This window comes from Lachnospira pectinoschiza, from assembly GCF_900103815.1.
Taxonomy (GTDB): domain Bacteria; phylum Bacillota; class Clostridia; order Lachnospirales; family Lachnospiraceae; genus Lachnospira; species Lachnospira pectinoschiza_B.
On the sequence record NZ_FNHZ01000001.1, the window covers coordinates 547,785 to 572,744 of the forward strand.

Annotated in this window: 18 protein-coding genes, 1 tRNA gene and 1 riboswitch; of the genes, 15 read left to right on the top strand and 4 right to left on the bottom strand. The window is 36.9% G+C overall.

The features are described 5' to 3' along the window. Window positions 1-186 precede the first annotated feature (186 nt). The 7 genes from BLQ66_RS02350 to BLQ66_RS02380 all read left to right on the top strand — a co-directional run bounded on the left by BLQ66_RS02350 (window position 187) and on the right by BLQ66_RS02380 (window position 10,881). Window positions 187-1,803, top strand: coding sequence for a type 2 periplasmic-binding domain-containing protein (locus BLQ66_RS02350; RefSeq protein WP_074520746.1), 1,617 nt, complete (start codon window positions 187-189; stop codon window positions 1,801-1,803). A 157-nt stretch (window positions 1,804-1,960) separates the two neighbouring features. Beyond that, the gene (locus tag BLQ66_RS02355; protein ID WP_083330233.1) at window positions 1,961-3,457 is read left to right on the top strand and encodes an ABC transporter permease subunit; all 1,497 of its coding nucleotides are present in this window, start codon (window positions 1,961-1,963) and stop codon (window positions 3,455-3,457) included. Between the two features lie 12 nt (window positions 3,458-3,469). Further along, window positions 3,470-4,333, top strand: a complete 864-nt coding sequence (locus BLQ66_RS02360; protein ID WP_074520747.1) for a carbohydrate ABC transporter permease — start codon at window positions 3,470-3,472, stop codon at window positions 4,331-4,333. Window positions 4,334-4,465: 132 nt separating this feature from the next. Next, the gene (locus BLQ66_RS02365) at window positions 4,466-6,454 is read left to right on the top strand and encodes a family 43 glycosylhydrolase (protein ID WP_242869311.1); all 1,989 of its coding nucleotides are present in this window, start codon (window positions 4,466-4,468) and stop codon (window positions 6,452-6,454) included. Window positions 6,455-6,474: 20 nt separating this feature from the next. Further along, on the top strand, window positions 6,475-7,401 hold the full coding sequence (locus tag BLQ66_RS02370; protein ID WP_074520749.1) for a hypothetical protein: 927 nt from the start codon (window positions 6,475-6,477) through the stop codon (window positions 7,399-7,401). After that, window positions 7,392-8,948 (top strand): glycoside hydrolase family 28 protein, encoded by a 1,557-nt coding sequence (locus BLQ66_RS02375; RefSeq protein ID WP_074520750.1) that lies wholly within the window; start codon window positions 7,392-7,394, stop codon window positions 8,946-8,948. Before BLQ66_RS02370 ends, BLQ66_RS02375 begins: the two co-directional genes overlap by 10 nt. Window positions 8,949-9,090: 142 nt before the next feature. Next, the gene (locus BLQ66_RS02380) at window positions 9,091-10,881 is read left to right on the top strand and encodes an ABC transporter ATP-binding protein (protein ID WP_074520751.1); all 1,791 of its coding nucleotides are present in this window, start codon (window positions 9,091-9,093) and stop codon (window positions 10,879-10,881) included. 159 nt (window positions 10,882-11,040) lie between these two features. Here BLQ66_RS02380 and BLQ66_RS02385 read toward each other — a convergent pair whose 3' ends face one another. Both BLQ66_RS02385 and typA read right to left on the bottom strand, forming a co-directional pair. Beyond that, a complete protein-coding gene (locus BLQ66_RS02385) occupies window positions 11,041-11,352 on the bottom strand; it encodes a helix-turn-helix domain-containing protein (protein ID WP_027430244.1) in 312 nt (103 codons plus the stop codon). Between the two features lie 332 nt (window positions 11,353-11,684). Then, on the bottom strand, window positions 11,685-13,514 hold the full coding sequence (gene typA / locus BLQ66_RS02390) for a translational GTPase TypA (RefSeq protein WP_074520752.1): 1,830 nt from the start codon (window positions 13,512-13,514) through the stop codon (window positions 11,685-11,687). Between the two features lie 401 nt (window positions 13,515-13,915). Between typA and BLQ66_RS02395 the strand changes: the two genes are divergently transcribed. The 3 genes from BLQ66_RS02395 (at window position 13,916) to dapB (ending at window position 16,739) form a co-directional block, all read left to right on the top strand. Beyond that, window positions 13,916-14,638 carry a single-stranded DNA-binding protein gene (locus tag BLQ66_RS02395; protein WP_074520753.1) on the top strand — a complete coding sequence of 241 codons (723 nt, stop codon included), beginning with the start codon at window positions 13,916-13,918 and terminating at the stop codon, window positions 14,636-14,638. A gap of 120 nt (window positions 14,639-14,758) precedes the next feature. Then, window positions 14,759-14,929: riboswitch (Lysine riboswitch) on the top strand. 135 nt (window positions 14,930-15,064) lie between these two features. Beyond that, on the top strand, window positions 15,065-15,949 hold the full coding sequence (gene dapA / locus BLQ66_RS02400; RefSeq protein ID WP_027430247.1) for a 4-hydroxy-tetrahydrodipicolinate synthase: 885 nt from the start codon (window positions 15,065-15,067) through the stop codon (window positions 15,947-15,949). A 34-nt stretch (window positions 15,950-15,983) separates the two neighbouring features. Beyond that, entirely contained in the window at window positions 15,984-16,739 is a 756-nt protein-coding gene (dapB, locus tag BLQ66_RS02405) for a 4-hydroxy-tetrahydrodipicolinate reductase (RefSeq protein WP_074520754.1), read from the top strand. Here the strand turns inward: dapB and BLQ66_RS02410 are convergent. Continuing rightward, on the bottom strand, window positions 16,712-17,620 hold the full coding sequence (locus tag BLQ66_RS02410) for a GNAT family N-acetyltransferase (RefSeq protein WP_074520755.1): 909 nt from the start codon (window positions 17,618-17,620) through the stop codon (window positions 16,712-16,714). The genes dapB and BLQ66_RS02410 overlap by 28 nt on opposite strands. A gap of 269 nt (window positions 17,621-17,889) precedes the next feature. On the opposite strand from BLQ66_RS02410, the gene BLQ66_RS02415 reads away from it, so the two are divergent. The 3 genes from BLQ66_RS02415 (at window position 17,890) to pepF (ending at window position 21,303) form a co-directional block, all read left to right on the top strand. After that, entirely contained in the window at window positions 17,890-18,768 is an 879-nt protein-coding gene (locus tag BLQ66_RS02415) for a DegV family protein (protein WP_074520756.1), read from the top strand. Between the two features lie 158 nt (window positions 18,769-18,926). After that, on the top strand, window positions 18,927-19,367 hold the full coding sequence (locus BLQ66_RS02420; RefSeq protein ID WP_074520757.1) for a flavodoxin domain-containing protein: 441 nt from the start codon (window positions 18,927-18,929) through the stop codon (window positions 19,365-19,367). 151 nt (window positions 19,368-19,518) lie between these two features. Next, window positions 19,519-21,303: an oligoendopeptidase F gene (gene pepF / locus BLQ66_RS02425; RefSeq protein WP_242869312.1), complete on the top strand. Its 1,785-nt coding sequence runs from the start codon at window positions 19,519-19,521 to the stop codon at window positions 21,301-21,303. Window positions 21,304-22,735: 1,432 nt separating this feature from the next. Here the strand turns inward: pepF and BLQ66_RS02430 are convergent. Continuing rightward, window positions 22,736-22,807 (bottom strand) — tRNA-Gly (locus tag BLQ66_RS02430). A gap of 477 nt (window positions 22,808-23,284) precedes the next feature. Here BLQ66_RS02430 and BLQ66_RS02435 point away from each other — a divergent pair. Both BLQ66_RS02435 and trkA read left to right on the top strand, forming a co-directional pair. Beyond that, window positions 23,285-23,518: a hypothetical protein gene (locus BLQ66_RS02435; RefSeq protein ID WP_034245087.1), complete on the top strand. Its 234-nt coding sequence runs from the start codon at window positions 23,285-23,287 to the stop codon at window positions 23,516-23,518. A gap of 25 nt (window positions 23,519-23,543) precedes the next feature. Beyond that, on the top strand, window positions 23,544-24,938 hold the full coding sequence (gene trkA / locus BLQ66_RS02440; RefSeq protein WP_074520759.1) for a Trk system potassium transporter TrkA: 1,395 nt from the start codon (window positions 23,544-23,546) through the stop codon (window positions 24,936-24,938). Window positions 24,939-24,960: the final 22 nt, after the last annotated feature.

Below are 24,960 nucleotides of genomic sequence, written 5' to 3' on the forward strand. Positions count from 1 at the left end.
AATGAAGAAATTGTAAACATTTAAAACCCGCATAAACACTGACATTCATAAAAAATCCAAAAAAAATACAAGAAATGTTAAAAATAGCCTTGTTAAAATATTACAAAAATGATAATATAGCCATGTTGGGAATACCAACAAAAGGGGGTTGTTCCCCAAAACCAATTAAGGAGGGTTTTAAGGTTTATGAAAAAGACAATTAAAAAGCTTACTGCTGTAGGTTTAACACTTACATCAGTAATGGGTCTTGTTGCTTGTGGTGCTTCAAATTCATCAAGCGACGACTCTAAGTCTAAGTCAGTGGACTGGAGTTCAGTTGAAAAGCCAGGAACATTTTCAGTAATGGTCGATGGTACAGTTGTAAAGGATACTAACGGTGGTCAGGCATTCTATGATTATCTTGCTGAGTTAACAGGCCTTGACATCGAGTGGATCCGTCCAGAACACAGTGCTTATTATGATCAGGTAGCAAGTACATTCGCATCAGGTGATATTCCTGATGTAGTTCTTCTTTCATCTGATTACTTAGCACTTTACGCTAACAACGGTTACCTTTGGGATATGACAGATGCTTGGGAAAATTCTGAAACAAAGAATTCAGGCAGACTTATCTCAGCTGCAGAGAAGATCGAAGCAGCTAACGTAGTTTTAGGTGCTGATGGCGAATCAGCTATGTATGGTTTCTCACCATTCCGTGGTAATGGTTGCTGTACATACATCAAGGCTTCTTGGTTAAAGGCTGCTGGTTTATCAGTAGATGATGTTAAGGATAAGACTCTTACATATTCAGAGTACTATGACATCTTAAAGAAGATGAAGGATGCTTCTTCTTCAGATTACGTAATTTCAGCTCCAGGCTGGATCGGAACAGAAGCTCCATATACTAACTATTTACCAGAATTCTATCAGGATGCTGAATATACATTCTATAAGAATGCTGATGGTGAATATGTTGATGGTTTCTCAGAAGAAGCTATGCAGGACGCTCTTCAGAGAATTCAGGACGCTGTTAAGGATGGCATCATTGATTCTGAAACAGAAGGTCAGACAACTTCACAGGCTCGTAACAAGTTCTACTCAACAGATCCTTCAACAGAATCTGGTGTATTCACATACTGGGCTGGTACATGGGCTGATACATTAGTAACTAACCTTGCTAATAAGGGTCTTGACTCAGAATTAGTTGCTATTTACCCAATCGAAGAACTTGGTACTTACACAGAAAGACTTTCAACAGCTTGGTGTATTACATCTGCTGCTGCTGATGCAGGTAAGGCAGAAGGTATTTACAAGTACTTCATCGATACAATGCTCGATGGTGGCGATGTACAGATGGCTTGGGAATACGGTGCTAAGGGAACTCACTGGGATGATAAGGCAGAAACTGTAACACTTGCTACAGCTAAGGAAGGCGATGCTGTTAAGTCTTACACATACAGCGAAGGTGAATTCCACTTCTTACCTTCTCCAGAAGATCCAACAACTCTTATGAAGAAGAATCACATTGATCCAGTTCTTGCTATTGCATCATTCAATGGTACAGATCCTGGTGCTAAGTCATTAACAGAAAATGTTACTGAAAACTTCGAGATGTTCTCTTCTCATTCAGATGTGGCTACTCCACTTCCAATGACAGAGACTCTTGGTAACAACATTACAGATATCAACACAGCTAGAAACGAAGTTATCTCTAAGGTTGCTCTTGGTCAGATGACAGTTGAAGATGGTATGAAGTACTATACAGATACAGTTGGTTCTAAGGTTGAAGCTGTACTTAAGTCACTTAACTCTTTAGGTGAATAATCCGAATTAGAAATAATTCAGCTAGCTTAAGCTAGATTTGTGGCGACGCCACATCATAAGAATTCATGTCGGGGGTTTCCCCCCGATGTGGATTCTATATTTTAGTTATCAAGTACTGATGATAGCTATGAAAAAATATAGGAAAGAAGGTATAAAGATGCAGTGTAAATCTTGCAACTCAGAATTACCTAAGAACGCTAAGATTTGTCCAAAGTGTGGCGCACAGGTAAGCAAGCCAGCAGGTAACCTTAAGGTTATTTCTATTTTTGGTTTTATAATTATGCTTATTGCTTCTATGCTACCATTCGTACAGTCTGGTGAAGAAGTTCTTGATGGTTATGTACCAAAGGCTTTTGCATTCAGTTTTATGAACATTTCAGTGCCAGTTATGTGGTACTTATTTATCTTACTTTTAGTAGTAGGTGTGCTTCTCGTTGTAGCTAAGAAAGAAATCTTCTCAATCTGCGCATCAGTTGCAGCTATGATTGTTTGGGTAATTTCTTACTTTGGCTTTACTTATGAAATCGTTGTTGGTAAGACAACAGGCGGTGGACTTAGAAAAGAATATACAACATTAATGGATATTCTTAACAACGGATATGATGGAAATACATATCATATTGGCGTTGGTGTATATGTAATGGTTATTGGTTTAATCGTTGCTATCGCTGGTGTATTCATCGATGTTTTAAAGCACTTCAAGAAGGATCTTGGAGTAGATTCAAAGTATTTATCTAACTCACTTAACCAGAGTTTAGGTTTAAAGCTTTACTATTATAGAGGTTTCTACCTCATGTATTTACCAGTATTAATTATGATTCTCATCTTTAACTACTGGCCAATGCTTGGATGTCGTTATGCATTCACAAGATATGTAATTGGTAATCCATATTACATTGGTTTATATCATTTCCAGACAATGTTAACAAACGATACATTCTTCTGGAGAGCATTTAGAAATACTCTTATCCTTTCTATTGTTAAGTTAATTCTTAATACAGGATTTGCAGTTATTATTTCTTTACTTCTTAATGAAATTGTTAATATGCCATTTAAGAAGACAGTACAGACTATTGTATACCTCCCTCACTTCATGTCATGGGTTGTTATCTTCTCTGTATTTAGAATGATTTTATCAGTTAATAGTTCAGGTGTTATTAATGGTTTCTTAATTAATGTAGGCCTTATTGATTCACCTATTTCATTCCTTGCAGATACACATTACTGGAGAGGAACTTTCTACGTAATGAACCTTTGGAAGGATACAGGTTGGGGAACAGTCCTCTTCCTTGCTACATTATCTGGTATCAGTCCTGATTTATATGAGGCTGCTCAGATTGATGGTGCTAACAGATTTAAGAGATTGATTTACATCACTCTTCCAGCACTTGCTAATACAATTATTACTGTATTCATTCTTAACCTTGCTAAGGTTATGAACCTTTTCGAATCAGTATTCGTAACTAAGAGTTCGGCTGTAGACTCAGTTGCATCTGTTTTACAGACATATGTTTATGATAAGACATTCGCTGGTGGTAACTCAGATTATGGTTATACAACAGCAGTTGGTTTGTTTAAGTCATTTGTTGGTATGATTCTCGTACTTGGCTGTAACTATGCATCTAAGAAGGTCCGCGGACGTGGAATTGTATAAGGAGGCAATATAATGAGTGATGATAAGATTGTAGTTAGAAAGAAAAAGAAGAAATTCAAGGTCTTCCCACTTGTTAATGGACTTATCTTTATTTTAATTTCATTAATAATTATTATTCCTATTTGGAAGGTACTTTGTGATTCATTAGATGCTCGTTCAGCTTATGGTCTCAATTTACATCCAGTAGAATTTACACTTGGTGGTTACCAGGCTATTATCAACAGAACAAGTTTATATATGCCATTCTTAATTTCAGTAGTAACAACTATTGTTGGTACATTCTGTGGTTTATTACTTGTTACTCTTGGTGGTTATGTACTTATTCAGTGGGAAATGCCAGGAAGAAACTTCTTTGCATATATGTTGTTATTCACAATGATTTTCGATGGTGGTATGATTCCAAAGTACCTCGTTATTAAGGAATTAGGCTTAATGAACACACTTTGGGCTGTTATCTTACCTATGTCAATCAACGTTTATAACTTAGTTCTTATGAGAAACTTCTTCGAAGGTATTCCAGAATCCTTATTTGAAGCTGCTCAGATCGATGGATGCTCTCCAATGGGTATCTTCTTCAAGATCGTCCTTCCATTATCAAAGGCTGCTCTTGCTTCAATCGGTTTGATGTTCTCAGTTTCATTCTGGAATGATTATACAAACTTCAAGTTATATATTTCTAAGAACAGCTTATATAACTTCCAGATCAGACTTCGTTCAATGGTTTCTGATAGTGATATTCCTAATGATTCATCAGTTTCACCTGAGACAATCTCAAGTGCAGCTACTATCGTTGCGGTATTACCATTCGCTATCATTTATCCATTCTGTCAGAAGTACTTTGTTCAGGGTGTTAATGTAGGTGCCGTTAAGGAATAATTTCCTTTAAGGAATTTTATAGGGGTCGCTATCCTTGGGGTAGCGACCCTTTTTTTACCAAAGCAAAATTATATGTAAAACATGTCTTTAATTGACTTTAATAAGTAGAATAGAAATCTTTTGTATGATACAATGTTAAAAGATTTTGATGCAAAAGGGGTAGGCAGTATGGTCAGGTATACATTAGAAGATGCAATTTATCTAGAGAATTTACCAGCAATTAAAGAGATTCTTGAAGAAGAACCTAGCTTAATTGATGGCCTTGATAAGGATGGCGTAATGATGCCATTTCTTGCAGCTAAGACAGGTAATCTAGATATTGTTAAATATATAGTTGAGTATTCTAGGGCAAGTATGAACATTTACGATGATAATCACAGGAGCATGTTACATTATGCAAGTATGTCGGGAAATGTGCCAACTTGTCAGTATTTGGTAGAAAGAGTTGGAATGTCAATTGTTGAGGGGGATAACGACTTAGTTACACCTCTTGATATTGCCCATGACAATAAGTATTTTGATTTGGAAGAGTATTATGAATCTGTTCTTGGAGTTGGTTTGGAGCAAATGTATAAAAACCCCATAAGAACTGGTTTTTTCCCAGATCCATCAATATGTAGGGTTGGCAATGACTACTACATGGTTAATTCATCTTTTATCTATTATCCATGTATTCCAGTATCCCATTCTACAGATTTGGTGCATTGGAGAATAATAGGTTATGCCATAACTAATCCAGCTTGGGCTAATTTAGATGAGCTTGAAGGTGGAAGAGGTTATTGGGCTCCTGATATTTCTTACTATAATGGTAAATTTTACATAACCGCCACATATAGACTTAATGATGATGGAAATGTATATAGAAAGCAGATTGTGGTTAGTTCTACTAATCCAGAAGGCCCATATAGTAAGCCGGCAATTATTGATGAAGACGGAATTGATCCATCAATCTTTAATGATGATGATGGAAGAAGATATATGCTTCTTAATAGAGGTGCTAGAATCTTTGAATTAAGTGAAGATGCAACAACACAGATTTCAAAGGCTAAGTTGTTATTCTATGGGGATAATAAGAGAGCACCGGAGGGACCACATTTGCTTAAGAAAGATGGTTATTACTATCTCTTTGAAGCAGAGGGTGGAACAGGACCAGGACATAGAATTACTGTTTCAAGAAGTAAGGAACTTATGGGAACTTACACACCATGTCCTTACAATCCTATTATGAGACAGACTAATGAGTCTGCAATTATTCAGCGTTGTGGCCATGGTAAGCCAGTTCAGACACAAAATGGCGACTGGTATATGGTTTATCTTTGTGGTCGAAAGATTGGTGAGGGTTATTCACTTCTTGGTAGAGAGACAGCCCTTGATCCTATAACTTGGACTAAGGATGGTTGGCCACTTGTTAATAATCTTAAAGGCCCTTCAAACCTACAGAAAAAGCCGGATTTACCAGAAACTGTCTGGGAAAATGAATATAAAGACGACTTTAAGGAGTCTTATTTAAGTACAGAGTGGCTTTTCCCAAGAGTACCTGAAATGGATGGAATAGTACTTGAAAACTCTTATGTAAAAATTAAGGGAAGTGTCTATGATCTTGATTCTATCAAGGCGAAAAACATTTTACTAAGAAGACAGACTTCCTTTAAATTTAGTGCTGATACTTGCCTTAGAATGCCGAAATTAAAGGCAGGACAGAATATGGGTATGACTTGCTATTATGATGAGAATACCTATCTTAAGTTTGGAGTTTATAGACTTGAAGATAAGAGCGAGAGATTTGTCTTAAAGGTAGAGGAGCGTATCGGGGATGATTATATTTCTTACCCAGATATCGAGCTTGACGAGACTAAATCCTTCTTGTATTTGCGAGTGGATACACATTTTCTTAAAAGAAGCTTTTCTTACAGCTATGATGGACGTCATTATACAAAATATCTGCATTTGGATAATGTTTATTATCTATGCGATGAGGGTATTAAGAAGGGAAAGCGATTTACAGGTGCTATGCTTGGACTTTACGTCTATGGCGGGGAGCATCAAAAGAATCTAGATACTAGATTTGAGAAGCCATTATATGGCGAATTTGATTACTTTAATTACAATCCAGAAATGTAAATAAAAGGAGAAGAGAAGATATGGCTAATTATGATGTAAATAGCATGTATGAAGCAGCGATTAAGTTAGCAAAGTCAGTGGACTTAAAGGGTCTTGAGGCTGATGAGGCAGCAAAGTATCTTAATGCAGTTGCTTATGGCGCAAAGGATTTTGGCAAAGATTTTAAGGAGCTTTTAGAAAATGGCTTATCTGCTGCAGTGTCAGAAACAGGCCTTAACTGTGCAAAGACAGGCGATGTTGAAAACTTCCTTGCAGGTAACGCAGTTTATATGGCAGCAAGCCTTACAGGTGAAGAAAAGTACACAGACCTTGCTTGCGCTATTGCAAAGACACTTGATGAGGTTAAGAAGTCAGACAAGGGTTATTTCCTTAATAGCCACGGCAAGGAATGCTTATGTGTAACATTTAAGGCATTTTCTTTCTATATGAATTATGAAACTAAGAATGGTGGTAAGGAGCGCTACAACGACATTATCGCTCAGTATAAGGCCATTTTTTCAAATATGTTAGGAGATACTGTACTTGATCTTAAAAACGGCACAGAGAAGAAATTAAAGCCTTTAGTTTACTTCGCAGCAGCTTTAGTAGATACACTAGAACTTATGGACCAGGCTCTTTATGAGATTTGGGCTAAGCTTAGAGAATTCTACAAGGAGACTATTAAGGCAATCCTTAATTCTGCTAGATTTACACTTGGAAAGAACAAGGAATATGACTTAATCTTTGCTTATGCAATCTTTAAGGGTTGTAGAATGAACCTTATTCATACAGAAAAGTATGAGTGCGAGGCAGCTTCACTCTTTGATTTAGTAAACGAAGATCTTGAATCTTTAATGGATGCTAGTGCAAATGTAAAATCTGCATACATTTTAGCAGCAACAGAAAGCATCAAGAATAGAGAATATCAGGATTATGGCCGTTTAAAGGGAGGCGTATTATGGAGTTAAAATTAGTTAATAAGACAGCAAGAAGCATCGTTATTGAATTAGACGATGGTGGGAAATATTACACAAAGAAGAAGTTTACAGTTTTAGTAAACGGTGAAGAATATCAGGAATCTAAGCAGGTTATTACATCAATCTATGGTTTAAAGCCTGATAAGGATTATGAAATCGCAGTTAACTACGAGGGCGAGAAGGTTGAAAAGCTCACAGTTCATACAGATTACGAATTCGTTACATTAAATGTTAGAGAATTTGGCGCTTATGGTGATGGAGAGCATGATGATACAAATGCTATCCAGTGCGCAATTATGGCTTGTCCAAAGGATTCAAGAGTATTGGTTCCAGAAGGTGTTTATAAGATTTCAAGCATTTTCCTTAAGGATAACTTAACTCTTGAGCTTGCTAAGGGTGCCGTTCTTTCAGCTTACACAGATAGAGAGAAGTTCCCAATCCTACCTGGTATGATTGAGAGCTACGATGAAGAGACTATGTACAATTTAGGCTCTTGGGAAGGTAACCCACTTGATACATTTTCAGCAATTGTTTGTGGTATAAATGTATCAAATGTTGTAATTACTGGTGAAGGTACAATCGAGGGTAACACAAGCTTTGAAAACTGGTGGAATAACTGCAAGATTCGTAACATCGCTTGGAGACCAAGATTATTCTTTATTAACCACTGTAGCAATGTGACAATGCATGGTATTACTGTTCAGAACTCACCTTCTTGGACAATTCATCCATACTTTAGTAAGCACTTAAAGTTTATTGACGTTAAGATTAAGAACCCTGCAAATTCACATAATACAGATGGTCTTGATCCAGAGAGCTGCGAGGATGTATTAGTACTTGGTACATACATTTCAGTAGGTGATGACTGTATCGCTATTAAGTCAGGTAAGATTTACATGGCTGAGAGCTTAAAGACTCCTACAAGCAACATGACAGTAAGACAGTGCTGTATGAGAGATGGCCATGGTGCTGTAACTGTAGGTTCTGAGATTGCTGCAGGTGTTAAGGATGTTCACATTAAGGATTGTCTCTTTATGAACACTGATAGAGGTTTAAGAGTTAAGACAAGACGTGGTAGAGGTAAGTTATCAGTTCTTGATGATATTAGCTTTGAAAATATTGACATGGACAACGTAATGACTCCATTTGTTGTAAACAGCTTCTATTTCTGCGATCCAGATGGTAAGACAGAATACGTTGGTTCAAAGAATCCTCTTCCAGTGGATGATAGAACTCCATCAATTAAGAGATTAAAGTTTAAGGACATTAAGGCAACAAATTGTCACGTTGCAGGCGCATATATCTGCGGTCTTCCAGAGATGAAGATTGAAGAATTAAGATTTGAAAATATTGACTTTAACTATGCTGAGAATGCAAAGTCTGGCGTAGCTGCTATGATGCTTGGTTGTGATGAGGCTAGCAAGCAGGGCTTAGTAGTAAGCAATATCAAGAAGCTTATTCTTAAAAATGTAAACATTACAGGTAATGAAGGCGAAGCAATTGTTGCAACAAATGTTGATGAAATTGAGAGAAACTAATAAGTGATTTTTTAGGCCTTGGTGTAAAAGCATCGAGGCCTAGTTTTTTAAAAGAGGCAGATTGTAAGGATGGCTTAAGAAATTTATTTTAGAAGCTTATCTTAGTTTATCTAAAGAATCTGCTTATTTAAGGGGGCAAAAAATGAATTTAAAAGCACCAAAAGGAATTGATGTGGAAAGTTGGTTCATTGAGTGCTATAGAAGGCATAAAGGTCATCCGCTCTTTATCCTTTTTAGACTTTATAAGGGCAATTACAACAAGTTCCTACTTGCAGTAATTTTCTTCTTTATAAAGCATGCACCAGTGTGGGTTTTACCAATCGTAACAGCCAATATTATTAACGATGTTACAGGAAACAGCCCAAATCTTCATACAAGAATTATTATTCAGGCTGTTATTATGATAGGTCTTATTATACTTAATGTACCTATGAATTATCTCTACACAAGGTATAAATCCCTTGCCACAAGATATTGTGAAACAGGTTTACGTAAGGCTTTAGTTAGAAAACTACAGCAGCTATCCATTTCCTATCATAAGGAAACCATGGCTGGTAGATTACAATCAAAGATCATGCGAGATGTAGAAGCAGTAGAAACTCTTTCAACTCAGATGTTTCTAAGTATTCTAAATATCGCACTTAATATTACCATCGCTCTTTGTGTAACAATTTCTAAGAGTATGTTGGTTTTTAGCTTCTTTCTTATAACAACACCTATTGCTGCAGCAACTATGGTTTTCTTTAGAAATATTATGAAGAAGCGTAACAACGAGTTTAGAAGAGAGATGGAAGAGACTTCTGCAAGAGTTATGGAAATGGTGGAGCTTATTCCTGTTACTAGAGCCCATGCCCTAGAAGAGGAAGAGGTTGAAAAAATCAGCGGCCAGCTATTTACTGTAGCAGAAAAAGGCTATAAGCTAGATATTATCCAGTCTTTGTTTGGCTCCGTTGGTTGGGCTATTTTCCAGATATTCCAGGTGGTTTGTCTAGCTTTCACAGGCTTTCTTGCAATTAAGGGCACAGTCCTTCCTGGTGATATCACCCTTTATCAAAGTTACTTTGCAACTATTGTTAATCAGGTATCTTCACTTATGGCCTTAGTTCCTACAATTGCTAAGGGTATTGAATCCGTTAACTCTATTGGCGAGGTATTACTTGAGGAAGACATTGAGGATAATGAAGGCAAGTATGCCCTTGAAAATGTATACGGAGAATTCGACTTTAAAGATGTTAAATTTGGATATAACAACTCCGAAAGTCATGTATTAAAGGGCCTTAACCTCCATGTTAATAAGGGAGAGACTATAGCTTTAGTGGGTGAATCGGGTGCTGGTAAATCTACGGTTTTAAACCTTGTTATTGGCTTTAATTTCGCTTCTGAGGGTATTGTTAGTGTTGATGGACATAATCTAGAAGAAATCGATTTAAGGACCTATAGAAAGCATATAGCGGTGGTTCCGCAGACCTCTATTATTTTCTCAGGAACTATAAGAGACAATATCACTTATGGTATGGAGGATGCAGATGAGGAGACTCTATCAAAGGTAGTAGATGCAGCAAACCTTCGCGAGCTTATTGATAGATTACCGGAAGGCCTTGAAACAATGGTGGGAGAGCACGGTGGAAAATTATCTGGTGGTCAAAGACAGAGAATATCCATTGCTAGAGCCCTTATTAGAAATCCAGAGGTTATTGTATTTGATGAGGCTACATCAGCTCTTGATAGTATTTCTGAAAAGCTTATTCAGTCCGCTATTAATAACCTAACAAAGGATAGAACTACATTTATTGTAGCCCATAGACTTTCAACTATTAGAGATGCTGACAAGATCGCAGTTATAGCTGATGGAAAATGTATTGAGTACGGAAGCTTTGATGAGCTTATGGCACTTAAGGGACATTTCTATAAGATGAAGTCATTACAAAGTTAGTCTAAGAGCCTTATCGCAGGGAAAAGCGTAGGGAAGCTTTACAGTTAAGCCTTTTTGTGACATTTTCATAAATAAAAAAATAAGAGGTTAAATTATCTACATAGGGGGATGATAATTTAACCTCTTTTATTTATATTCACTATTTACAAGAATATGTGATTAAGCCCAAATTCTTAATGTAGAAATAAGCTTTTCCTTCTTGTCAGTATCAAGCTTCTGAACTAACTGAATAATTTCGTTGTCAAGAGCTGTCTTCTGATATTCCTTATCTACAGAACCTGCTAAGTAATCAAGTGAAACTCCTGTAAGTTCAGCATAGTATGAAAGCATTCTTAATGTCATAAGATTACGTCCATTCTCTACGTTACTGATATAACCAGGTGTTACGTCTAATGCCTTAGCAACATCTTCCTGTGTAAGACCGTGGGAAATTCTTAACTTCTTAACCTTTGCACCTAAATCGTTTTCCATGTTTGCAACCTCCAAAAAAATAAAATAAAACGTGATGCAATGTTTCTAATAATTTTAAAACATTACCATTTAGTGTAGTACCTAAAGAATATACTACAAATCTTCTGAGTTTAAAAGTGAAAAATTTTAAACTAAATCCAATCTTTAGCTAAGAACAAATTGGGGATCTCTTAAGCTAAAGGCGCGAAAATTGGGGAATAATCGCGATTATATTATCAAATCAGAAGGGCAATAATGCCCTCTGATTTAGATATTAAAATTTGCTAAAACTAGATTTAACTTTCTATAATCTAGCATAAATAAATGTGTTTGAAAAGCAAGTAGATGAGAAATTACTTCTTGTTAGCTCTATATCTTGCTGTTGAATCAAGAATCTTCTTACGGATTCTTAGGTGAGTAGGAGTTACCTCAAGTAACTCGTCTGTATCGATATAATCAAGAGCCTGCTCTAAGCTTAATACCTTAGGTGGTACAAGTCTTAATGCTTCATCAGCACTTGATGAACGAGTATTAGTAAGATGCTTTGTCTTGCAGACATTAACTTCGATATCTTCTGTACGAGGGTTCTCACCGATAATCATACCAGCATAAACCTTCTCACCAGGTCCAACGAATAATGTACCACGATCCTGAGCATTAAATAAACCGTATGTAACTGTTTCACCATCTTCATAAGCGATTAATGAACCAGTCTTTCTATAAGAGATATCTCCCTTATATTCTTCATAACCTTCAAAGGATGAGTTAATAATACCGTTACCCTTTGTATCTGTCATGAACTCGCCTCTGTAACCGATAAGACCTCTAGCAGGAATGTTAAACTGTAATCTTGTGTAACCACCATTAATAGGTGTCATACCAAGAAGCTCACCCTTTCTCTGGCTTAACTTCTGGATTACTGAACCAGAGAATTCATCTGGAACATCGATATAACATAATTCCATAGGCTCGAGCTTCTTACCACGCTCATCAGTCTTAAATAAAACTTCTGCCTTACTTACAGCAAATTCATAGCCTTCACGACGCATGTTCTCAATAAGAACTGAAAGATGTAATTCACCTCTACCAGAAACCTTGAATGAGTTTTCTGAACCTGGGTTTTCTTCAACTCTTAAAGAAACGTCAGTGTTAAGCTCTCTAAATAATCTATCTCTTAAATGTCTAGATGTAACGAATTTACCTTCCTTACCAGCAAGTGGAGAGTCATTAACCATGAAATCCATAGAAAGTGTTGGCTCTGAAATCTTCTGGAATGGAATAGCTACAGGGTTATCTACTGAACATAATGTATCACCGATGTGAATATCTGCAATACCTGAAACAGCAACGATTTCACCGATTGTAGCTTCGTTAACTTCTACCTTGTTAAGACCCTGGAAAGTATAGAGCTTTGTAACTCTAACTCTCTTATGAACAGAAGAATCATGATGGTTAACAATCATAACCTCCTGATTTACCTTGATTGAACCGTTATCAATCTTACCAACACCGATTCTACCAACGAATTCGTTGTAATCGATTGTTGAAACAAGCATCTGTGTATCAGCATCTGGATCTCCTTCTGGAGCTGGGATGTTATCAACGATACACTGGAATAATGGTTCCATATCCTTCTTCTCATCATTTAAATCAGCCATAGCATAACCTGACTTAGCTGAAGCGAAAATAAATGGGCAATCAAGCTGGTCTTCATTAGCGTCTAAGTCGATGAATAATTCTAAGATCTCATCGATAACTTCGTTTGGTCTAGCTTCTGGTCTATCAATCTTATTGATACAAACAATAATTGATAATTCAAGTTCGAGTGCCTTCTGTAAAACGAACTTTGTCTGTGGCATAACACCTTCAAAAGCATCGACAACGAGAATAACACCATTAACCATCTTTAAAACTCGCTCAACCTCACCACCGAAGTCAGCATGGCCTGGAGTATCTATAATGTTAATCTTTGTATCCTTATAAGTGATAGCAGTGTTTTTAGAAAGAATTGTAATTCCTCTTTCACGTTCAATATCGTTAGAATCCATGACACGTTCTGCAACTTCCTGATTAGCTCTAAAAGTACCACTCTGCTTTAAAAGCTCATCAACAAGAGTTGTCTTACCATGATCTACGTGGGCGATAATAGCGATATTACGAATATCTTCACGTTTTGTCCTCATTGTTTAGTCCTTTCTTCTTTATAAATACGAAATCTAATTTATTAATTAGCAAGTAGGGCTTAAAAATTAAGCCTGTTGTAATAGCAACTTTTTAATTCTATCATAATATTTTCAAATTACAATAGTCTAAAAATAGAAAATATTGTATCTTAATTAGTACAATAGTTAAACTAAAATTTTTAAGAAAAATTGTGTATACAATATTTTAAATGTATGCTATATTTAAGTAAATTTTACATAAGAAAATTCTTAATATAAGATAGTTATTAGTAAAAAAATGTATTTTGAACACAAAATCTACAAAGTTTTATTTTACACTATTTTTTAGTCAAGCAACAGAGAAAACAAAAGACTAGCTGTTGTTGATACTTTTTTGGGATAAAGGAAGGAGAAAACGAGAAATGTTAGAGAAAATCGCAGAGAATAACAAAGTCAGAATAGTAGGAAAGGTTGTTTCAGATTTCCAGTTCAGTCACGAAAGCTTTGGTGAAGGTTTCTACATTTGTAATGTAGCAGTTTCAAGACTTAGTGATATGGAAGATATTATTCCTATTATTGTTTCAGACAGATTATTTGATGTGCATTCAGATTGTAAGGGTAAGGATGTTGTTATTTTAGGTCAGTTTAGATCATATAACAGACATGAAGAGACAGGTAGAAAGTTATTATTATCTGTTTTCGTTAAGGAAATTATTTTTGCAGAAGAATTAGAAAATCATGATGAATTTAATGAATACTATGATTTATATGCAGCTGAGAAGCAGGAAGTTGTAAAGGCAGAGGAAGAGGAAACAGAAGAGCATCCACATAAGATTCCTTCTAATCAGATTTTCCTTGATGGTTTCGTTTGTAAGCCACCTGTTTATAGAAAGACTCCACTTGGTAGAGAAATCGCAGATTTATTAGTAGCTGTTAACAGACAGTACGGTAAGTCAGATTACATTCCATGTATTGCTTGGGGCCGTAATGCAAAATATGCTTCAGATATTAAGATTGGTGCTAACATTCAGGTTGTTGGTAGAGTACAGTCTAGAGAGTATTCAAAGAAGATTTCTGAGGACAAAACTGAGATTAGAGTAGCATACGAAGTTTCAGTAAGTCAGATTAAGAAAATTTCAGAATAAAATATATACATTTAACTAGTTGTAATTGGTTGACATCGATATTTTCAAGTGCTATATTGACACTTGTAAATAAGAAGTTATTTACAATATAATTTAATAAGTGATAGGAATTTTATTTCTATATAAGGTAGAGGTTGCGTGATTGATTAGTAGCTATTAGGAGGACCCGGAGTCCTAAGAATAAGTGTGAAAGGGAATTGCGCCGAAGTGTAGATATGCCGGAGTATTTATGCTGGGAGTATGGTCAATAACCATACGACTGTCATCATAAGATGGAGGGCTACTTAAGGATTAATTAATATTTAGGAAGATTCTTTAGGTGCCAGTCTATTTGACTGGCATTTGTTTTGCCTTAACCTTTACCTAGGTAATTAACTAGAACTTTTTAAATATTAAGTAGCCGCAAATGGCAGAAAGAGGAAAGTTATGTCAGTATTTACTGGAGCAGGTGTAGCAATTATTACACCTATGAAGGACAATGGTGAAGTTAATTATGAGAAGCTTGGAGAATTTCTCGATTTCCAGATTAACAATTCTACAGATGCTATTATTATCTGTGGTACAACTGGTGAGGCTTCAACATTAACTAACGAAGAACATATTGAAGCTATTAGATTTACAGCTGAATATGTTAACAAGAGAGTTCCTGTTATTGCAGGTACAGGTTCTAATTGCACAGAGTCAGCAATTTATTTATCTAAGGAAGCTCAAAAGGTAGGTGTAGATGGTTTATTAGTTGTAACACCTTACTACAATAAGACTACACAAAAAGGTCTTTATAAGCACTACAGTGCCATTGCTAAGTCAGTAGACTTACCAATTATTATGTACAATGTTCCAAGTAGAACAGGCTGCAATATTCAGCCAGAGACAGCTGTTAAGTTAGCTAAGGATGTTGAGAATATCGTTGCTATTAAGGCAGCTACAGGTAATCTTACACAGGAAAGTAAGATGATGGCATTAGCTGAAGGTAGACTTGATATGTATTCAGGTGAAGATGGACTTATTGTCCCACTTATGTCTATTGGAGCTAAGGGTGTTATTTCAGTATTATCAAATGTAGCACCAAAGCAGACACATGATATTTGCGCTGAGTTTATGGCAGGTAACGTTGAGAAGGCTAAGGAATTACAGTTTAAGGCTCTTAATTTAGTAGATGCATTATTCTGTGAGGTTAATCCTATTCCAGTTAAGCATGCCCTTAATTTAATGGGTTGGAATGTTGGTCCACTTCGCGCTCCTTTATGCGAAATGGAAGATGCTAATCTTAAGAGACTTGAAAGTGCCCTTAAGGAATACGGCGTACTTTAATAACTAAAGTAAAATGATATAAAAGAGGTAGTAAATGACAAGAGCAATTATGCATGGCTGTAATGGCCATATGGGTAGAGTTATTACAGGAATTTGTGATAACGATAAGGACATTGAGATAGTTGCAGGTGTTGATCCATTTGACGATGGACATAACACATATCCTGTATTTAGCTCAATAAAGGATTGTAATATTGAAGCTGATGTAATTATTGATTTTGCAGCAGCTAAGGCTATTGATGCCTTACTTGATTATGTAGAGGAAAAGAAGGTTCCAGTAGTAGTTTGTACAACTGGTTTATCTGATGAACAGATAGCAAGAATTAAGGATGTTTCAACACGTGTAGCTGTTTTAAAGTCAGCTAACATGTCCCTTGGTATTAATACAATTTTCAAGCTTTTAAAGGAAGCTGCAAAGGTATTCGCACCAGAGGGCTTTGATATTGAAATCGTTGAGAAGCATCATAATAAGAAGATTGATGCACCATCTGGTACAGCACTTGCTCTAGCTGATTCTATGAAGGAAGTTTTAGATGATGATTACTTCTATAGATATGATAGAAGTCAGCTTAGAGAGAAGAGAAATCCTAAGGAAATCGGTATTAGTGCTGTTAGAGGCGGTACAATCGTTGGCGAGCATGAAGTATTCTTTGCTGGCGAAGACGAAGTAATCGAAATTAAACATACTGCTTATTCAAAGGCAGTCTTTGCAAAGGGAGCAGTTAGCGCTGCTAAGTTCCTTAAGGGCAAGGGCGCTGGCCTTTATGACATGGGCGATGTAATTGCATAGAAATTAACTTGGCTGGCTGCTTTAAAGCCAGCCTTTTTATATAGCTTACAAGCTGGAATGTTAGTGCTAGTTACATTTAGAATTAGAGGCAAGTCATAATTAGAAAAATGTTCCTCTAAACAGTCATAAAGCAAAGCATAGCCTAGTCCTAAATTTCTCTTATCTTCATCAACAAAAACTCCGTAAATTGTAGCGTAAGATTTTTCAAAACTAATATTAATCACGGCAGCAGGTTCTTCCTCGTTAAAGCAGGCATTAAGAATCTGAACATCTTCATCTTCGAGGCCGTAAACCTCACTAGATTCTAAGCTTTCATCTGCTTCAAGAGCTTCACCAGAATTAGAAGCATCTTCTGCTGATAAATATAAATAATAATGTTGGTGATCTTCTGTAAAGGCGCAGTAGTGGTCGATTTTTAAGCTGTCCTTTGAAAGCGTCTCCTGATTAGCTACAAAATCCTCTTTCTTTAAAACATAGAGATACTCTGAATAAAGATAGTCAGAAACAAAGCTAGCCTCCTTAAACTCCTCCTCTAGTGGCATAATAAAATTTGAGCTATTCTGCCAGTCAGAGATACATTTTCCAAGCAACTTAGTAAAACAGCCCTTGTTTCTATATTCTGGAAGGGTAAGAGCTGAGATTTCGAAAATGTTTTTGCTAGCCTCATCTAATTCTATATCAGAGGTTACTGGCTTTTCAAAGTTAATTAAAAGGGCTCCAAGGTAGCTAATGATAGTGTCACCTTCAAAGAGAGCGTAGCCTAGAAACTTAGGGTTGTACTGGTTTGAGTAGTAAGGCTCGTAGTCACTACATTTTCCTAAGAAGTCATTAAAAGCGGCTGAGATTGTTTCATCTATATAATCTAATTTTTTGATTTCCATTATTGTTCCTCCAAAATGTCTTTTATACGAATATTTGTCGCGTTTTTTTAGAATTTAGCGGAAATTTTTACGGGTAAAATCACGACAAGTGGTTTTAAATACTAGGTATTGAGGCCTAGACCTTTTAAAACTTTTATTTACAAAATGTTTTAAATGCATTATGATTATATCATTGCCTAACAAAAGGTTACAAGTTATAAGCAAGTTTGATTTCTTGGAAAAAAGTTAAGCTACTTATTTGGTAGCTTATTTAGATTTAAGGAGGACTTATGAGCAAAGTTGCGATTGTTACAGACAGCAATAGTGGTATTACACAAAAACAAAGCAAAGAATTAGGAATAAGAGTAATTCCTATGCCATTTTTCATTGATGGTAAGGAATATCTTGAAGATATTACATTAACACAGGAAGAATTTTACGTAAAGCTTGAAGGAGATGCTGATATTTCTACATCTCAGCCATCAGTTGGTGAATTACAGGATACATTTGATGAGGTCTTAAAGGACTACGATGAACTTGTATTTATCCCAATGTCTAGCGGCCTTTCAGGCACATGCCAGACAGCTACAATGCTTGCTGATGATTATGACGGAAAGGTTTGTGTTGTTAACAACCAGAGAATTTCTGTTACTATGAGACAGTCAGCCCTAGATGCACTTGAGCTTGCAAAGAAGGGTTATTCAGCTAAGGAAATCAAGGAGATCCTAGAGAAGCATAAGTTTGATTCAAGTATCTATATCACACTTGAGACTTTAAAGTATCTTAAGAAGGGTGGAAGAATCACACCTGCAGCTGCAGCAATTGGTACAGTTTTAAACTTAAAGCCAGTTTTACAGATTCAAGGCGAGAAGCTTGATGCCTACACTAAGACAAGAGGTAAGGAAGCTGCTAAAAAGAAGATGATTGAAGCTATGAAAAATGACTTCGAGAACCGTTTTGCTAACTTCGCAAAGGAAGGTAAGCTTCACCTTGAGGCTGCATATTCAGGAAATCCAGAAGAGGCAGCAGAGTGGAAGGAATTATTATCTAAGGAATTCCCAGGATACGACATCCACATGGATCCATTATCCCTTAGTATCTCATGTCATATCGGTAAGGGCGCACTTGCAGTAGCTGTGTCAGCTTATTTACCTGAGCTTGAGGCATAAAATTTTTTAGAAATGCTTACAAATTATTTACAGAATTGTCAAATTATTAACTTGCAATCAATATACATAGCATATATAATTGACTAAATTGTACGTGAATCAGGACTTATAGATTATACATTTTAGGATTTGTGTATAGTTTATAAGGAGTTGTGTAGATGAAAATTGCAGTAAGATATTTTAGCAGAAGTAAGAATGGGAATACCAGAAAGCTTGCGAAGGCAATGTCAGAGGCCCTTGGAGTGGAAGCCCTTGATATAAGCCATCCGGTGGACAAGGACACAGACATCTTGTTTCTTGGAAACTCGGTTTATTACGAGGATGCAGATCCTAATGTGAAGTCTTTTATAGATAATCTTGAATTAGAGAAGGGGACGATTTATAATTTTTCCTCTTCTGCTATAAGAAAGTCCACTCACAGTCAGATAAAAAAATGTATAGAAGAGAGAAAGAGAAAGGGCGAGACAGGCCTAAAGCTTTCAGATAAAGAGTTCTTTTGCAAGGGTGAATTTGGCCTGATGCATAAGGACAGACCGAATAGTTGTGACCTAATGAACATTAAGGATTTTGCTAAAAATGTAGTCGCAGCCTATAATTAAGAACATTTCCAAGCAGGTAATACTTGCTTGGATTTTTTTTATTTTAAGCTTTTGTTTAGCTAATGGGAAATTATGATGAATAAAAGAATTTACTCATGAGAATACATTTGTTAAAATAGTTAAAGTCAAAGGAATGGGAAAGGAGAAAACTATGGCACTTAAGGAACGTAAGGAAATTAATGATAAATTTAAGTGGGCAGTTAATGACATATATGCTAGTGATGCTGCCTGGAAAGAGGATTTAGGGGAACTTGAAAAGTTAGCGGCTATCCCTTGCCAATATAAGGGCGAGATTGCCAAAGGCGTTGAAAATCTATACGCTGCAATTAAGGAATCAGATGAGGTGGATTATAAAGTCGAGAGAGTTTATGTCTACGCATTTATGAAATATTACGAGGACACATCAAATGCCCAGTATCAGGAGATGTCAGGAAAAGCCCAGGCTATAGCTGTAAAGATGGCAGAGAAGTACTCATTTTTAGAGCCTGAAATCTTGGCCATTGATGAAGAAACTCTTCGTGGCTACATAAAGACAGAGCCAATGTGTGAGTATGCTCATTTAATCGAGGATATGCTTGCCACAAAGGAGCACTCTCTTTCAGATAAAGAGGAGGCGATTCTTGCAAAGGTTGCTAACGTAACTGGCGTCAGTGGTGACATTTTCTCAAAGTTTAATAACGCAGATGTGAAGTTTAAGAAGGTTACCGATTCAAAGGGCGAGGAGCACGACCTTACAAATGGCCGCTACGGCGCTTTAATGGAGAGTCAAGACAGAGAGCTTAGAAAGTCAGCTTTTGAGAACCTCTACGCTTCATATAAGGATAACATTAACACCATTGCAGCCATGTTTTATGGAAATGTAAAGCAGGCCGTATTTTATGCAGATGTAAGAAAATATAACTCAAGCCTAGAAAGATATCTATCCGGTTCTTTCATCCCTACTGATGTTTACAAAAGTCTCATAAACACAGTAAATGAGAACCTTGACTTGATGCATAGATATGTTTCTCTTCGTAAGAAGGAGCTTAAACTATCAGAGTTACATTTTTACGACATCTATGCTCCAATGGTGAAGGACTTTAACTGGGAAGTTTCCTATGAAGAGGCCAAGGAGATGGCTCTAAAGGCTCTTGCACCAATGGGGGAGGACTATGTTGAAATCGTTAAGTCTGGCTATGAGAATGGCTGGGTTGATGTTTATGAAAATAAAGGCAAGCGTTCAGGGGCTTTCTCTTGGGGCTGCTATGGAACACATCCATATATTTTCTTAAATTACACAGACACTTTAAATGATGTCTTTACTTTAATTCACGAGACAGGTCATGCAATGCACACTTACTACTCAAATAACACACAGCCTTATGTTTATGCGGGTTACAGAATCTTCGTAGCTGAGGTTGCATCAACTGTAAATGAGTCACTTCTTATGCAGTATCTTCTAAAGAATTGTACTGATAAGGAGCAGAAGAAGTATTTGCTAAATCACTATTTTGAGCAGTTTAAGGGTACACTTTATAGACAGACTATGTTTGCTGAGTTTGAAATGAAGGCTCACGAAATGGTGGAAAATGGCGAGGTTCTCTCAGCTAGCAACCTTTGCGGACTCTACAAGGGCCTTAATGAGAAGTACTTTGGCAAGGACATGATAATTGATGATAACATTGCCTATGAGTGGGCGAGAATCCCTCATTTCTACACACCTTTCTATGTTTACCAGTATGCAACAGGCTATTCTGCTGCAATCGCCATTTCTTTAAAAATCTTAGAAGGTGACGAGGAAGTCCTAGAGGGCTACAAGAAATTCTTAAAGAGCGGCAGCAGCATGCACCCAATCGAGCTTCTAAAGCTCGCCAAGGTAGACATGACAAAGCCAGAAGTGGTTAGCGACGCCCTTAAGGTATTCAAAGATTTGTTAGATCAGTGGGAAGAGTTGTAATTAAAGGTTTTACAGGCTTTAAGAAACAAAAATAAATAGACTATAGATTAGTGGGAAAGCTGGCGCGAAAGCGCCAGCTTTTTTGCGGTTGGGGATTTGTGCTGTTTAGCCGGTTTGGTGCGCTGTGAACCCGGGGATTTCTGCTGTTTAGCCGGTTTGGCATGCTGTGAACCCAGGGATTGTGCTTAAAAACCTTGATTTGTCTCCTAAAAGGCACAGGCCCTTTTCTTGATTTTTGAATAAAAAAGACATGGTGTGCCTGTGATAAGCTTATATCCTCAATAAAAGCACAGGAATTTAAAGCTTTCATTAGTAAGAAGAGTGATCTTGTGCTTCTTTTTTAATAATAGCGGGAAAAAGTCACAAGAAATTTTTGGGGTTATAAATATAGAAGAAAAATTTGTGCTTGTAGAGCGAAATAAAAGAAGATATAGGCACAAACAAGCCTTTTAGGGATAGGAAAGCAAGTAGGAATCTCCGTAAAGCAGTGCCTGTAAATAAAGAAATCTCTCATAAAAGTCCAAAAAGTGAAATTGAAGAACGGAATTAGTGTGATATACAGAACTTGCTTAATAATTCTCTGAATTGCCGGAACTCGAAAGTGTCCTTGGAATGCAGTGCTGGTGGGGCTTTCACAACTTGCTTAGAAATGGTGGGGCTTCTGGGCCTCGGAAGCTGTGAGGTAGGCTGCAAACCTAGGGATTGTGCTTGGAAATCTTGTTTTGTCTCCTAAAAGGCACAGACCCTTTTCTTGATTTTTGAATAAAAAAGACATGGTGTGCCTGTAATGAGCTTATATTCACAATAAAAGCACAGGAATTTCAAGCTCTCATTAGTAAGAAGAGTTATCCTGTGCTTCTTTTTTAATAGTAGCTGGAAAAAGTCACAAGAAATTTTTGGAGCTATAAATATAGAAGAAAAATTTGTGCTTGTGGAGCGAAATAAAAGATGATATAGGCACAAACAAGCCTTTTAGGAATAGGAAAGCAAGTAGGAATCCCCGTAAAGCAGTGCCTGTAAATAAAGAAATCTCTCATAAAAGTCCAAAAAGTGAAATTGAAGAACGGAATTAGTGTGATATACAGGACTTGCTTAATAATTCTCTGAATTGCCGGAACTCGAATGCACCCCTCGAATGCAGTGCTGGTGGGACTTTCACAACTTATTTCTCATAATTGGGGAGGGAAGAGTGCGAGACGTTGCGGGTATATGTAACAACTGCTTGCAGTTGTTATGTAGCCTGAGCCGAGTTGCGAAGCAACATCTAATGGCGAAGGTTCAACATCATCCAGTGGACACCTCTGCCTGAAAGGCAGAAGAAACGACCGAGCCGACAGGCGAGAGATCGAAGACGCGACCGGGGTCGCGAGGTTCGTTCCCGCCCCTACGCGACAAAAAAAGAAGAAGCAAAATTGCTTCTTCTTAACTATAGAGCGCGAGACGGGGATCGAACCCGCGACCCCCTCCTTGGCAAGGAGGTGCTCCACCACTGAGCCACTCGCGCATGTCTTAGATTGTTGTGCTCTCAAGCACGAGTTATATATTACACAATATTAGATTTTTTGTCAACCAATTTTTTCAAAAAAATTCAAAAATACTAATAATATACAAACAATATGACGACATATTAGTATAGGGGATTAACTTAGGGGTTATAATAATAGGGCATTCACTCCCATTTTAACTCAGTCGGAGTACAAGCTCCGACTGAGTTGTACGCTTTGCGAGGATGCGCACGGATTCGGACAGGAATTTGTTTGCTACACCTTTAGCAGACCCGAATCCGGCGCTAGACTTACGAGCGAGTCTTGACTTACAGAAAAATCATAAATAAAACACTTATATAGCAAGTTTCAATACATTAGTATAAATATTATTAACTTGCATGGAAACTGCTCTCAAGTGTGCTAAAATTGTCTTGACTTTATTATTTTATAATCTACAATCTTATATGTGATTATAATAGAACGGAGTGTAAAATATGGCTTTTAACCCAATGAATATGTTGAAAATCAAGGATGCTTTGTCTAAATTTAGCGGCAACCATCCTAAATTTGTAGCGTTTATGTCAGACACTTTCTCAAGTGGCATTCCTGCTGATTCAATTATTGAATTAACAGTAACAAAGCCTGGTCAGAAAGCGGTTACAACTAATATCAGAGTTACTCAATCAGATTTAGAACTCTTAAATGAGCTTAAAGAATTAAGTAGATAATTAGTTTGAAAAGAGAGGCATTGTCATGAACATATTTAAGAACCACAAAGAAGACCATAAAGGTTTAAATATCATTGTTGTGGGCGCAGGTAAGGTAGGCTCTACACTAGTGGAGCAGCTTTCAAAAGAAGGACATGATATTACAATTATAGATAAGAACAAGACAAGAGTTGAAGCTTTGTCAGGAATGTATGATGTTTTAGGAATCATTGGTAATGGTGCAAGCCTTACAGTACAAAAGAGTGCTAATGTTGCCGATGCAGATTTACTAATTGCTGTAACAGGTTCTGATGAGCTTAATTTGTTATGCTGTACAGTGGCTAAGCATGTTTCAGGTTGCTCAGCTATTGCAAGAGTTAGAACTCCAGATTACAGCGAAGAAACAGAATACTTAAGAAGTAAGCTAGACCTTGCTATGGTGATTAATCCAGAGCTTGAAGCAGCAAGGGAAATAGCAAGATTGCTCTATTTGCCAACTGCCTTGGAAGTGAATACATTTGCAAGAGGCAGAGCTGATATGATTAGATTCAAGGTACCTAAGGAAAGTCCAATGGTTAATAACCAGATTGCCAATATTTGCGGCGATTCAAAGACTGTGGGCTTGATTTGTGGAATTGAGCGAAACGGCGAAGTTATTATTCCATCAGGTGCGGATGTGGTTTTAGCAGGAGACGTAGTTTCCTTTATTAGTTCAAGAGAAGAGTCTAAGCATTTCCTAAAGAAGTTTGGTTTCGAGACACGATCTGTAAAGAACACAATGATTGTTGGTGGCGGTCGTGCCTCATTTTATCTAACAAAACAGCTAATTTCTGCAGGCATTGAGACTAAGATTATCGAGAACAATGTCAATAGAGCCAAGGAACTTACTGACCTTTTACCAGAGGCTACAATCATTAACGCCGACGGAACTGATATGGAGGTTTTAAAGGAAGAGGGGCTCGAATATGTAGAATCCTTCGTACCTTTAACTGGTATTGATGAGGAAAATGTTATGCTAACCCTTCATGCAAGACAGGTTAGTAACGCCAAAGTTATCACTAAGGTTAACAGAACAGCCTTTAAAAATGTAATCAATAGCCTAGACCTTGGTAGCGTAATTTACCCAAGATACATAACTAGTGAGGCTATTATTGCCTATGTTAGAGCCTTAAAGGAATCTATGGGAAGCGAGATTGAAACCCTTTATCACCTCTTTGATTCAAGAGCTGAAGGTATTGAATTTTATGTACGTGAGAATTCGAAGCTTACTAACAAGCCTTTAAAGGACATTAAGCTTAAGAAAGGCTTACTTATTGCCTTGATTAGTCGAAAGGGTAAGATAATTATTCCAACTGGTAATGACGAAATTATGGTGGGAGATTCAGTAGTTATCATTACAACTCATACAGGTTTTGACAGAATCGAAGACATTTTGGCATAAATTAAGAAAATGAATGAAATCG

Excerpts from the sequence above, each read along its gene's own strand:
- BLQ66_RS02385 (WP_027430244.1), bottom strand. The coding sequence starts at position 11,352 with ATGGAAAACGATTTAGGTGCAAAGGTTAAGAAGTTAAGAATTTCCCAC.
- BLQ66_RS02420 (WP_074520757.1), top strand. The coding sequence starts at position 18,927 with ATGAAAATTGCAGTAAGATATTTTAGCAGAAGTAAGAATGGGAATACC.
- BLQ66_RS02375 (WP_074520750.1), top strand. The coding sequence starts at position 7,392 with ATGGAGTTAAAATTAGTTAATAAGACAGCAAGAAGCATCGTTATTGAA.
- pepF (WP_242869312.1), top strand. The coding sequence starts at position 19,519 with ATGGCACTTAAGGAACGTAAGGAAATTAATGATAAATTTAAGTGGGCA.
- dapA (WP_027430247.1), top strand. The coding sequence starts at position 15,065 with ATGTCAGTATTTACTGGAGCAGGTGTAGCAATTATTACACCTATGAAG.
- BLQ66_RS02365 (WP_242869311.1), top strand. The coding sequence starts at position 4,466 with ATGTTAAAAGATTTTGATGCAAAAGGGGTAGGCAGTATGGTCAGGTAT.
- BLQ66_RS02380 (WP_074520751.1), top strand. The coding sequence starts at position 9,091 with ATGAATTTAAAAGCACCAAAAGGAATTGATGTGGAAAGTTGGTTCATT.
- BLQ66_RS02360 (WP_074520747.1), top strand. The coding sequence starts at position 3,470 with ATGAGTGATGATAAGATTGTAGTTAGAAAGAAAAAGAAGAAATTCAAG.
- typA (WP_074520752.1), bottom strand. The coding sequence starts at position 13,514 with ATGAGGACAAAACGTGAAGATATTCGTAATATCGCTATTATCGCCCAC.
- dapB (WP_074520754.1), top strand. The coding sequence starts at position 15,984 with ATGACAAGAGCAATTATGCATGGCTGTAATGGCCATATGGGTAGAGTT.
- BLQ66_RS02350 (WP_074520746.1), top strand. The coding sequence starts at position 187 with ATGAAAAAGACAATTAAAAAGCTTACTGCTGTAGGTTTAACACTTACA.
- BLQ66_RS02435 (WP_034245087.1), top strand. The coding sequence starts at position 23,285 with ATGGCTTTTAACCCAATGAATATGTTGAAAATCAAGGATGCTTTGTCT.
- BLQ66_RS02355 (WP_083330233.1), top strand. The coding sequence starts at position 1,961 with ATGCAGTGTAAATCTTGCAACTCAGAATTACCTAAGAACGCTAAGATT.
- trkA (WP_074520759.1), top strand. The coding sequence starts at position 23,544 with ATGAACATATTTAAGAACCACAAAGAAGACCATAAAGGTTTAAATATC.
- BLQ66_RS02415 (WP_074520756.1), top strand. The coding sequence starts at position 17,890 with ATGAGCAAAGTTGCGATTGTTACAGACAGCAATAGTGGTATTACACAA.
- BLQ66_RS02370 (WP_074520749.1), top strand. The coding sequence starts at position 6,475 with ATGGCTAATTATGATGTAAATAGCATGTATGAAGCAGCGATTAAGTTA.
- BLQ66_RS02395 (WP_074520753.1), top strand. The coding sequence starts at position 13,916 with ATGTTAGAGAAAATCGCAGAGAATAACAAAGTCAGAATAGTAGGAAAG.
- BLQ66_RS02410 (WP_074520755.1), bottom strand. The coding sequence starts at position 17,620 with ATGGAAATCAAAAAATTAGATTATATAGATGAAACAATCTCAGCCGCT.